General features: G+C 41.0%; 9 protein-coding genes. 3 read left to right on the forward strand and 6 right to left on the reverse strand.

The window, feature by feature from the left end; all coding sequences use genetic code 11:
- Positions 1 to 9 precede the first annotated feature (9 nt).
- Positions 10 to 2763 (forward strand): TMAO reductase system sensor histidine kinase/response regulator TorS, encoded by a 2754-nt coding sequence (gene torS, locus PSE83_RS08815; RefSeq protein ID WP_071585892.1) that lies wholly within the window; start codon positions 10 to 12, stop codon positions 2761 to 2763.
- Between the two features lie 51 nt (positions 2764 to 2814).
- Here the strand turns inward: torS and cfa are convergent, their stop codons facing one another.
- The 4 genes from cfa to PSE83_RS08835 all read right to left on the reverse strand — a co-directional run bounded on the left by cfa (position 2815) and on the right by PSE83_RS08835 (position 8028).
- The gene (gene cfa / locus PSE83_RS08820) at positions 2815 to 3978 is read right to left on the reverse strand and encodes a cyclopropane fatty acyl phospholipid synthase (protein ID WP_110592198.1); all 1164 of its coding nucleotides are present in this window, start codon (positions 3976 to 3978) and stop codon (positions 2815 to 2817) included.
- Positions 3979 to 4449: 471 nt separating this feature from the next.
- Positions 4450 to 5742, reverse strand: coding sequence for a cytosine deaminase (locus tag PSE83_RS08825; protein ID WP_136135161.1), 1293 nt, complete (start codon positions 5740 to 5742; stop codon positions 4450 to 4452).
- Positions 5735 to 6982, reverse strand: coding sequence for a cytosine permease (gene codB, locus PSE83_RS08830; protein WP_004262339.1), 1248 nt, complete (start codon positions 6980 to 6982; stop codon positions 5735 to 5737). The genes PSE83_RS08825 and codB overlap by 8 nt, the downstream gene beginning before the upstream one ends.
- Before the next feature lie 161 nt (positions 6983 to 7143).
- The gene (locus PSE83_RS08835; RefSeq protein WP_136135160.1) at positions 7144 to 8028 is read right to left on the reverse strand and encodes a LysR family transcriptional regulator; all 885 of its coding nucleotides are present in this window, start codon (positions 8026 to 8028) and stop codon (positions 7144 to 7146) included.
- A gap of 101 nt (positions 8029 to 8129) precedes the next feature.
- Here PSE83_RS08835 and PSE83_RS08840 point away from each other — a divergent pair, with 101 nt between their 5' ends.
- Complete coding sequence (locus PSE83_RS08840; protein WP_004262335.1) at positions 8130 to 8573, forward strand: PACE efflux transporter; 444 nt, start codon at positions 8130 to 8132, stop codon at positions 8571 to 8573.
- Positions 8574 to 8642: 69 nt separating this feature from the next.
- Here the strand turns inward: PSE83_RS08840 and dbpA are convergent, their stop codons facing one another.
- The gene (gene dbpA, locus PSE83_RS08845) at positions 8643 to 10016 is read right to left on the reverse strand and encodes an ATP-dependent RNA helicase DbpA (RefSeq protein WP_144140651.1); all 1374 of its coding nucleotides are present in this window, start codon (positions 10014 to 10016) and stop codon (positions 8643 to 8645) included.
- A gap of 143 nt (positions 10017 to 10159) precedes the next feature.
- On the opposite strand from dbpA, the gene PSE83_RS08850 reads away from it, so the two are divergent.
- Positions 10160 to 10648, forward strand: a complete 489-nt coding sequence (locus PSE83_RS08850; RefSeq protein WP_094961316.1) for a DUF7000 family protein — start codon at positions 10160 to 10162, stop codon at positions 10646 to 10648.
- A 77-nt stretch (positions 10649 to 10725) separates the two neighbouring features.
- Here PSE83_RS08850 and PSE83_RS08855 read toward each other — a convergent pair whose 3' ends face one another.
- The gene (locus PSE83_RS08855; RefSeq protein ID WP_272660816.1) at positions 10726 to 12165 is read right to left on the reverse strand and encodes a YfcC family protein; all 1440 of its coding nucleotides are present in this window, start codon (positions 12163 to 12165) and stop codon (positions 10726 to 10728) included.
- Positions 12166 to 12188: the final 23 nt, after the last annotated feature.

A 12188-nucleotide genomic window follows, 5' to 3' on the forward strand; every position in this document is an offset into this window, starting at 1 on the left:
AACCAAACCGTGAATTTATCACTAACTAGACGACTATGGATGGGCTTTGCGTTGATGGCTGCATTGACCTTTATTAGCACCCTTGTGGGGTGGTACAACTTACGTTTTGTTAGCCAAGTTGAACAGGCCAACACCGAGGCTCTGATCCCAACCATGAATATGGCAAGGCAACTGAGTGAAGCGAGTGCTTGGGAGCTATTTTCTGCACAAAATCTCACAAATGCAGATAGCGAAAGTATTTGGTTAGCACAAGGACGAATGTTAACGGCACAAAGCCTTAAAATCACTAATTTACTGAAAATATTAAGAGAACAAGGCTTTAATACACAAAATATTGAACAACAAGAAAAAGAAATTGCTCAGTCATTAAGCCAACAGGGTGAATTAGTTGGGCAGCGGTTAAAACTGCGCGCAGAGCAACAACAATTAAGGCAGCATATCATTGCGGCGGCGGGAGATATCGCCCAAAAGGCACATGGTCAGGCAAACAATGCCGCCACCTCAGCGGGAGCAACTCAAGTCAGTATTTACGACCTTATTGAAAGGAAACAAGGGGAACAAGCACAACAAGCCCTTGATCAACTAATTGATATTGACCTTGAATATGCCAGCCAAATGAATGAGCTTCGATTAAGCGCGATGCGTGTACAGCAAATGGTACTTAATTTAGGTTCAAACCAGCCCCACCGCAATATGGCAGAATTAGAAAAACAGTTGAATTCTGCAGTTAAAATCTTACAACGTCGGCAAAAATATATTGAAGACCCCGCAGTGCGAGGCCAAGTAGAAAACGCGTTAAATAGCGTGAAGCGCTATACCGAGTTAATCGCGTTGTACCGGCAAGATAACGACATCACAACACGTTTACAGATTTTATCACAAAATAATATTGACCAATTTGCACGTTTTAGTAGTGAAGTAGCGCAATTAGTTGACATCATTGAGCTTCGTAACCAAACCGCATTGGGACAACTTAAACAAGCCAGTGAACGAGGGCAGAATTGGTTGTTAGCATTGAGTATTGTCTCATTGCTCTCACTTATCTTGATCCTTTGGCGAGTGGTTTATCGTTTAGTGACAAAGCCGCTGGCACAGCAAACCCAAGCCCTTCAACGCTTATTAGAGGGCGATATTGACTCTGCATTTCCTGAAACTGCAGGGGTAAAAGAGCTTGATACGATTGGCCGTTTAATGGATGCATTTCGTGAAAGTGTTCATGCCTTAAATAATCAGCGTGAACAGCTAGCAGACGAAGTCAAAGCGAGGACGGCAGAATTGCGCGTGATGGTTGTTGAGCACCGCAAAGCTCGTTCTGAAGCAGAACAAGCCAATCAGGCTAAATCGGCATTTTTAGCGGCAATGAGCCATGAAATTCGCACTCCTCTTTATGGGATTTTGGGGACAGCGCAATTGTTATTAGAAAATAAAGCACTTAGCCAATATCATGATGATTTATATGCGATTACTGACTCAGGTGAATCTTTATTAGCAATTTTGAATGACATTTTGGACTACTCCGCAATTGAAGCAGGGGGACAAAATGTTTCCATCAATGATGAGCCTTTTGAGCCCAAGCCGTTATTAGAAAGTACTTTGTATTTAATGAATGCCAGTAATAAAAATAGTGCTATTCAGTTAGTTGCAGATATTGCGGATGATTTGCCGATTGCTTTACAAGGGGACCCGCTACGGATCCGACAAATTATCACGAATTTACTCAGTAATGCATTGCGCTTTACTCAAAAGGGGCAAATCACTTTGCGTAGTTGCCGTTATGGTAAATATTGGTTTATTGAAGTGGAAGACACAGGGTGTGGCATTGATAGCTCGCGATTTACTGATATTTTTAAGCCATTTGTGCAAGTAGATAGCCAGCGGGGTGGTACAGGGCTTGGGCTGACAATTAGTGCAAGTCTAGCGCAAGCGATGGGAGGTGAATTGACGGTTAGTAGCCAGTTGGGGAGCGGGAGCTGCTTTCGTTTAACATTGCCGCTATGTATCACCTCTCATCCAGTGGTTAAATCGGCTGAGCTGCCATTAGACATGCGAGGTGTGAATTTATTACTCATAGAAGACAACCCATTGACTCAAAAAATCAGTGGAGAAATGTTAACCCGCAGTGGGGCTCAGGTAACCATTGTTGGCTCTGCTGCTGAGGCTTTGGCGACTCTACAAACTGGTCAACAATTTACGGCGGCATTGGTGGATTTTGGCTTACCTGACATCGATGGTATCACCTTGGCTAAACAAATAGCGAAAACTTACCCTACATTGATTTTGATTGGTTTTAGTGCTCATGTGATTGATGAAACATTGCGCCAACGAACCAGCCAAGTTTTTCGCGGTATCATTCAAAAACCGGTACCAAGAGATATGTTAAATCAATTAATTGTTAAATATATTTCAGGTGGTGAATATACATTGTCTGATTCTGGTGTTCAGGGAGAAGTTATAAATTTACAACAGCTTGCCAGTGATGCCGAATTAATGGGATTCCAGAAAATTCGCGAATGGGTGAGTATTTTTAAACAACATTCCTTGCCTTTGCTCGATCAAATTGACATTGCACGAGCAGAAAGTAACGCAGAACAAATAAAGCGCCTTGCTCACCAGTTAAAAAGCAGTTGTGCCAGTTTGGGAATGCAAAATGCAGTACAAAGCTGCGTATTATTAGAACAGCAGCCAATGGCGGATACCCAATTGAAGGATGATATCCAGCAAGGCTTACGGGCTATTGATCAATGGTTGAATAAAATACATTGACTCTTTAACTAGCCCGTAAGGTTAACAAAGATATATATTCAGGACAAAAGCTTAGCGAGCAACCCGTAGGCCCCCGGTCACACCTTGTGGGCTCCAAAGTATTTGCCATAATTGAATATCTCTCGCTCTAAATGCACCTGCACAAGCATTTAAATAATAAGAAAACATGCGTTTGAAGCGAGGCGTATAATTATGTTCCAGCTCTGGCCAAGCCGCTTGAAAACGGGAATACCACGCCATAAGTGTATGGTCATAATCTGCACCAAAATTATGCCAATCCTCCATGACCAGTTTGCCTTCGCTGGTTTCGCCAATATTTTGTACAGAAGGTAGACAGCCATTTGGAAAAATATACTTGTTAGTCCATGGGTCGACATTGACTTTATTTTGATTAGAGCCAATGGTGTGAAGTAAAAACAAACCATTAGTTTTTAAATTGCGTTGAATAACATCAAAGTAAGTCGCATAGTTTTTAGGCCCGACATGCTCAAACATGCCTACAGAGACAATACGGTCAAATTGGTCGTTGAGATTCCGATAATCGTCTAATTTAATATCGACATCTAAGCCTGCACAGCGAGCTTGAGCATATTTTTGTTGCTCAGCGGAAATAGTGACACCCGTGACAGAAACTCCATAGTTTTTTGCTGCATAGGCAGCTAGCCCGCCCCATCCACAGCCGATATCCAGTAATCGCATACCTGGTTTTAATTGCAGTTTTTCGCAGATTAAATTTAATTTTTGTTCTTGAGCAAGAGGGAGGTTTTCAGGAACCGTTTCTAAACCTTTCCAGTAGCCGCAAGAATATTGCATATAAGGGTCGAGCATCAGGGAAAATAAGTCATTCCCGAGGTCGTAATGTTCTTCTCCAACAATGCGAGCACGTTTTAGGGTTTGTAAATTGCGAACGCGTGCGACAGCAATTTTCAATGTATCACTGAAATTATGAGGTATTTTTTTATCGAGCTTATGGCGTAATACATGTTGGAAAAATATGTCTAAACGTTCGCAATCCCACCAACCATCCATATAGCTTTCACCTAATCCTAATGAGCCTTGTTGTAGCACTCGTTTAAAGAATTGGTGGTTGTGAACTTGAATATCGAAAGGGCGGGAGCCATTAATTTTAATACCAGCTTCACTTAATAATTCAGCAGCAATGCGTTGCCAAGAATCGATAGTATTTTTTTGGTTAACGACTTGTTCAGTACTCATCTGATCTCCAATTTTTTTCAAAGTGGGATTCAGAGAACTTTATTTGTGACGTATTCGCGGTACAGCAAAACAGGAATATTGGCCACCGCTGCATGACAGTCAGTGTATTAGCGTTATTGTTGCTATAAATAAAGCTCAAATCCAGTTTCAGATAACTCTCTAAAAAATATAAAACGTTCGCATTGAATTTCAATAGAAATTGCGCTTAATACTTAGAAATGGCACTTATAACCAAAAAAGGAGTTCTTATAAGACGTTTATTTGCTCACCAAAGCTTTCAAGCTCTGCAATAAGTATTGGATTAAGTCTAGTATATAGGAATGAATTTTGTGTAAGAATTACGTTATTAGTTGCTTTTTATCCGATTAAGATTAGTTCTTCGGGCTGGTTTTATTTAAATTAATGATGAGCTATAAGACAATTGGCTCACCTACTGTTGTAGAGAGCCATTTTGGAATTAAAAATTAATGGTTAGATTTTTGGAGTATATCCATAACGGATGGTTTCCGTTTGTTCTAAATGAATTTGGGTTACCGCAGGTTGGGTATTGGCAATCACCTGGCCATCACGAACCGAATAACGTACAGGAACTTGACGGCGCACGGCATCGAAGCCATTTTCTGCAGGTAAAATCAATAAACTAGCGCGTTTTCCTTCACTCACACCATAATCTTGCAAGTTCAACGTACGTGCGCTGTACTCACTAATCAGTTTCAGCCCATCATTGATTTGCTGGTAACCCATTAATTGGCAAACATGTAACCCCATATGCAGGACTTGCAGCATATTAGCTGTACCAAGTGGGTACCAAGGGTCAAAAACATCATCGTGGCCGAAGCAGACATTAATATCTGCGGCTAGCATCTCTTTCACTCGCGTAATCCCACGGCGTTTGGGATAAGTATCAAAGCGGCCTTGTAAGTGAATATTCACTAGCGGGTTAGCCACAAAGTTAATCTCAGACATTTTTAGCAGACGAAATAAACGAGAAGTATAAGCGCCATTGTATGAATGCATCGCAGTGGTATGGCTTGCCGTGACGCGAGAACCCATCCCCTGTGCATGTGCTAGCGCTGCGACAGTTTCCACAAAGCGGGATTGTTCATCATCGATTTCATCACAGTGGACATCAATCAAACGGTCATATTTTTGTGCTAAAGCGAACGTTTTATGGAGTGATTCTACACCATACTCACGAGTAAATTCGAAATGTGGAATAGCACCAACGACATCGGCTCCAAGGCGTAGTGCTTCTTCTAACAAGGCTTCGCCATTTGGATAAGACAAAATACCTTCTTGTGGAAAAGCAACAATTTGCACATCAACCCAAGGCGCGATTTCTTGTTTTACTTCTAACATCGCTTTCAGTGCGGTTAATGTTGGGTCTGACACATCCACATGGGTGCGAACATGTTGAATACCATTGGCAATTTGCCATTTAAGGGTTTGCCACGCGCGGTTTTTAACATCCTCGTGGGTAAGCATCGCTTTGCGCTCCGCCCAACGTTCAATGCCTTCAAAGAGTGTTCCAGACTGGTTCCAGCTTGGTTGCCCAGCGGTTTGAGTAGTATCCAAGTGAATATGTGGCTCAACGAAGGGCGCGGTCACCAAACCACCTTCACCGTCTAAGCTGTTTGGCAATATTTCGCCTTCAGGTTGTGGAAGGATAGCTTGAATTTTTTGGTTGTCGATATCAATACGCCACAGCCCATCACGCTCGGGTAAACGGATATTATGGATATGTTTGATAGTTTGATTAAGCACGGGTCATCTCCGAATCAGTAGTATGGCGGCGATTTAATAATGGGTTAAGGATAGCGTAACATAATGCACCACCCAGCACGGCATTGACAGGGACAATACCTGGTAACCAGTTACCTGCGATAACCCCAGCGGCAACAGCGATTAATGCACTGATGTTGACATCACGCATTTTACTGCGGTCAAAGGTTTCATAGCGGTGACGGTACATGAGGTAGTCGGCGATGATAATTCCACCAATAGGGGGAATAGCCGCAGATAAGAAAGTTAGCCAGCCGACAAAATTATTATATAACCACAGTGCGCATAACGTTCCTACTAGTCCATTGACAATGGATAAGGTTTTGCTGGATAACCCGGTGATATTGGCAAACCCCAAGCCTGACGCGTATAGGGCGTTATCATTAGTTGTCCAAATATTTAGACCTAAAACGATAATTGCGGGTAATAGCAAACCTTGAGCAATCATCACATCAGAGATATCTGCCATACCTAATGATGCAGCGCCAGCGGCGCCAAAGATAAACATCAATGAGTTACCAAGGAAAAAGGCAATAATAGCGACAAGTACTGCAATTTTAGGTCTTCGCCCGAAACGCACAAAATCGGCCGTTAATGTTCCTGCACTCACAAAAGAGCCTACAACCATGGCTAAAGCAAGGTTAAAATCGATGGGTTTTGCGGGTACGACAGCCTGCAATGCACTCATTCCACCCATATCAGTGATAGCAAGGTAAACGGAGTAACTACCGAGTATCGCAATGGCAGGAACAGCAACGATTGACAGAACTGTAAGAGCAGAAATACCAAAAAACACAGTAACGGTCATTAAGACCCCGGAAATACCAATTAACCAGTTGATATCCCAGCCTGTTGCTTTACCAACAGGAATGGCAAACATCGCAACACCGACACCAAACCAGCCAACTTGTGTGCCGCCCAATAGGAAAGAGGGGAGCCATGAGCCTTTAATACCAAAAGAATAACGAGCAAGAAGGTGAGTGGTTAAGCCTGTTTTAGAACCAATAAAACCAAGAAATGCGGTGTAGATACCAAGAAGAAGATTACCGATAAGAACTGCGAGGAAGAAATCATGAAAATCAAGACCGGTACCGAGAGCGCCTCCGGTCCACATACTGGCGGAAAAGAACGTTAAACCTAGCATCACAAAGGTTAATGCTAGTCCGCCTTTCCGCGCTGATATGGGCACGGGGCCATGGCTATAATTTTTATCGTCAGGCACGATTGTCTCCAGTTATTTTTTTCAGGCCAAAAAAATCCGACGCATTTTATAGCCATCAAAACAAAAAGCAAACGTTTTCGTCAATTATTTAAAATAATTAATGTATTCAAGAATAATTTTATTTATGGAATTAAAAGTAGAAATAATAGATAACTTAGGGTTTAAATTGCCTTATTTTTCAGTAATTCAATGCATTCTTGAGCACCACGTTTAAGCACATGGCCTTTCAAACATACCGCGTGAATAGGCAGTTTGAAGCCATTTGGGGTATTTTTAAACTCAAGGGGTTTTAGTGAGCCATCGTTCAATTTATCTTTAATTAGTGACAAAGGGAAATTTCCCCATCCCATACCACTCTCGACTAAACCGAGAGCCAAAGAAAAACTGTCTGTTTTCCAATAATTACTGGAAACTAGAATGCGTATATCACTCAATTCACGTTGGCGGCTCGCAATAATAATTTGCCGGCTTTCAACAAGGTCTTCGATATAGAGCGATGTTTTATTTTGTAAAGAGGGATGTTTAGCCGAAATGGTGGCAATAATTGATTCTTCGCCAATATAATGAAATTGCTCTTGAGAATTAACATTTAAACCGCCAAAGACAATCGCAAGGTGAATTTGTTGTTCATGTAATAACGGTAGAAGATCATCTTGAGGTGCGGTAATCAGTTCAATATGCAGTAAAGGATAACGCTGGCTTAAAATATGAAGAGCATCAAAGAGTAAATTGGCATTGATACCTGCTGCAATACCAATGGTCAATTTACTTTCGACACCTTGGGTCAACTCTAAAGAAAAAGTATTGAGTTGTGATAAATTAGCCACAATATGCCGTGCATAGGGCGCTAATGAAAGTGCCTTTTCAGTGGGCTTAGGCTCCCGAGTGTGTCTATCAAATAGTTCAAATCCAAGTTCAGCTTCTAGATTCGCCACGGCCATACTGACCGCGGATGGCACGCGTTTCAATGCTCTAGCCGCCGCAGAAAATGAGCCTTTATCTAACACGGTAAGAAAAATCGTTAGGTTGTCACTATTAAATGGCATTATTCACCTTTCAATAAAACTGATAGAAGCTGACTTTTATTATCATTGAATTATATTTATTTTACCACCTTGTTGATAATGATATTTTTGGAGGTGGGAAAATGCAGGGGATTAAACGTAAAATTGTTTTTGTCACAGCTTATGAGGTTATTGGTTGGTTAATTTCAGCGTTGGCATTGGCTTTTCTTTCCGGTAATTCAGCGGAAACAACAGGCCCATTAGCTTTAGTCATAACGACTATTGCAGTGAGCTGGAACTTTATTTTCAATACCGCATTTGAATATTGGGAATCAAAACAAAAATCACGCATTAGAACCTTTAGGCGCCGGTTTGTACACGCCATATTATTTCAATTAACGTTGGTGATTTTTTTAATTCCTTTAATTGCATGGTGGTTATCAATTAGTCTTTTACAGGCGTTAATACTCGACTTCGCCTTAATTATTTTTATCCCAATTTATACTTTCTTTTTTAATTGGGCATTTGATAAGATTTTTGGATTACCTAAATCTGCCTTACCGCAAGAGAATAACGCCACATCATAGAAAAGTAAGAAAATTATCGAGTTTCCTTCCGTACTAACATTGTGCAGAAGGAAACTCGAATCACACATATTATTTTAATAACCTAGCCTTAACGGATTTCCCTTTAATTTTTCCTTGCTGTAAATGCTTCCAAGCTTGTACGGCAACCTCACGTTTGAGTGCGACGTAGGCATGGGTAGGGTGGATCACAATCTTGCCAATATCGGCACCATTGAGGCCAACTTCTCCGGTTAAAGCACCTAAAATATCTCCAGGACGTATTTTGGCTTTTTTACCGCCATCAAGGCATAAGGTCATCATTGTCGCTTCTAACGGAGTGACTCGTAAACCTGTCGGTTCGGTTTGCCAATTAAGCTTCATGTTTAACATTTCTTCTAGAGCATTGGCTCGTTGGGCTTCTTCTGGCGCACATAAACTAATTGCTAAACCGCTTTCACCGGCACGTGCAGTTCGGCCGATGCGGTGAACATGCACTTCAGGGTCCCATGATAATTCATAGTTAATCACCATTTCGAGGGCTTTAATATCTAACCCGCGGGATGCGACATCCGTAGCCACTAATACACGGCTACTTCCGTTAGCAAAACGCACAAGAGTTTGGTCACGCTCACGTTGTTCCATGTCACCATGAAGCACTAAGACACTTTGTTTGCTGGCTGTTAAGGCATCATAAACGGCTTGGCAATCTTTCTTAGTATTACAGAAAACGACACAAGAAGCGGGCTGTTCACGGCTTAAGAGCTTTTGTAATAATTCAATTTTTTCGTGACGAGCGACTTCAAAAAATTGTTGTTCAACTGCGGGGAGTTCATCAACACTATTGATTTCAATGGTTTGTGGGTTATTTTGAATTTGCTGGCTAATTCGTGCAATTTCTTCTGGCCAAGTGGCTGAAAACAATAATGTTTGTCTATTAATTGGTGCGTAATCAATTATGGTCTCAATATCTGGCATAAAGCCCATATCGAGCATTCTGTCTGCTTCGTCTAAAACTAAAGTTTGCAATGCATCAAGTTGTACTGTTTCACGATTTAAATGATCAAGTAAGCGCCCCGGTGTGGCAACAATGATATGTGCTGCATGTGCAAGGGAGTCGCGTTGTACGCTGAAAGGCATACCACCACAGAGTGTCAAAATTTTGATATTAGGGATCGCGCGAGCTAAACGGCGCAATTCATTGGCGACTTGATCTGCCAGTTCACGAGTTGGACATAAAACTAATGACTGAGTTTTAAATAATTTGGCGTCAATATGTTGTAATAAACCCAGACCAAAAGCCGCAGTTTTGCCGCTGCCCGTTTTAGCTTGTGCTCGGACGTCTTTTCCGGCAAGTATAGGGGGAAGAGCGGCAGCTTGGATCTGCGTCATGTTTAGGTAGCCTAACTCTTGCAAGTTAGTGAGTTGTTCCGCAGAAAGCGCATTTAGGTCAGCAAATGAAGTCACAATACAATCTCAAATAGAATAAAAGGCATAATAGCGCTAATAATACTATTCCTACCTTACTCTGTCTGTTTTTAATTCGTCATTAATGTAGAATCCGGCTATCACTGATATAGTTCAAAATTAAATCAACAGGAAGTAATGAAATGGAAAATTTGCAACAGCGGCTAATTAATTATCGGCAGCACTTAGAAAGTGGTGAATTGAAATTTGCTTATGAGTATTTGATTAAAACTATCATGCAAGTAAAACAATATATTGCAAGAAATCCAGATACAGAATTTAAGTGTGGAAATGTATCCCCAGGCTATTTGGATTATACCTATTTTCCATTAGTTAATAGTTTTTTGACGGCAAGAAAACTTCGATTTGGACTCGTGCTAAATCATAACACGCTAAATTTGGAACTGTGGTTAATGGGGCAAAATGCAGCCGTACAAAAAGAATACTGGCAGAGTTTGAAAAATAGCCCTTGGAATCTGGATAAAACTGAAATGCCACAATACAGTGTGTTAGCAATCAATTTACTTGTTGAACCTGATTTTACCGATAAAGATACACTATTTATGGATATTGAAAAGACAATATTTCCAGTTATGGAAGAGGTTATTCAATATCTTGAAAGTAGCAAATGATGTTTTGGAAATGTCGATGGCTTTTAGCACCACTTAAAAGTGGTGCTAAAAAGATGGGGGTATTCAATATTGATGTCTTAGATAGGACCTAAATTTGTCATTACAGCATATATTAGAGCGACAATAGAAATGGCTATCCATGTGAAGACTAACGGCCAAATAAATCTCACCCATTGTGTATAAGGAATTTTTGCCGTTGCAAGTACAGCCATTAAAATTCCAGAAGTTGGGTTAATACAGTTAACAACCCCTTCTCCAAGCAATACAGTTTGCACTGTCGTTTGGCGAGTGATTTCTAATAAATCGCCCATTGGCGTGAAAATAGGTACAAGCACTGCCGCTTCACCAGAACCTGATGAAATAAAGAAGTGCATAATTGCCGCGGTTGCGAACATGGAAAGGGCAGATAAGGTCTTCGGTAAGCCATCCATCATTGAAATAATGGCATTAACGATGGTATCTAAAATCATCCCATCAGATAATACGATAGCAATAGCGCGTGCCATACCAACGATAAACGCGCCACCTACCATTCCCGCACAACCATTTAAGAAGCCTGTTGCAATGGTATTAGGAGACATGCGGTTTAAAATACCCACGCCAACGCCTAAGATGATAAACATAGCCATCATCTCTTTTTCTCCCCAGCCCCACTCAACAGCACCGAAAATAAATCCGACTAAGCAGAATGCGCTATAGGAAAGAGTAATGACATGCAAAGCTGAAATTTTAGAGGTTTGGTGTTCGTCGGTATTAATTTCAATCTCAGGACGAACCATGCCTTTATTACGGCATTTCTTGGTATAAATCGTTAAAAATAGAATACCCGCGATAACAAATGCAATATAAATAGCCATTCTAAAACCGAGGCCGGATAACAACGGGACGTCGGCTAAACCTTGAGATAAACCCACTGTCATTGGTGCCATGATTGAGGCATTAAAGCCCGAATAAGCCGCAACATAGACTAAAGCAGCACCAAATTTGTCGTCCATTCCCACGGATTTAGCGACTAAAAGACCGATAGGAACAAATGCAATAATTGAGTTAACGACAATCCCTGTTGTCCCTAAAATAGAAAAAACGACAAAGAATATACTGATTAGTAAAAAGTCATTAAGTCTTTTACTGCGCGAGATATTATTGAGTACTTTTTTGATGGCCCCGGTTTCCTCAAGAAGATGTAAAGCACCTCCAGTGAAAATAATCAAAAAGATAATAGGAGCAGCTTTGATTAGACCATCAGCAATTGAGGTGAAAATTTGCCCTGGCAAAATACCGTGTTGTTCTGGTAAGCGCTCATAACTTCCGGGAATGGTATAAGAACTAGATACTTTTGTTTCTATACCATCTTTTACCATGGTGATGACTTTTGTTTCTGATGCATATTGCCCCGCAGGAACGATCCACGTTGCAATACCCGCCAATACTAAGATGAAAAACAAAAGAACATAAGGGTTCAGACCTTCAGAACGTTTTTTAGGTGGTGTTGTTGTGTTTGTTGACATCGTTGTCATAGAGTTTCCTATTGGATTATTAT

The sequence above is a fragment of the Providencia sp. PROV150 genome, from assembly GCF_028481025.1.
GTDB classification, from domain to species: Bacteria; Pseudomonadota; Gammaproteobacteria; order Enterobacterales; family Enterobacteriaceae; genus Providencia; species Providencia hangzhouensis.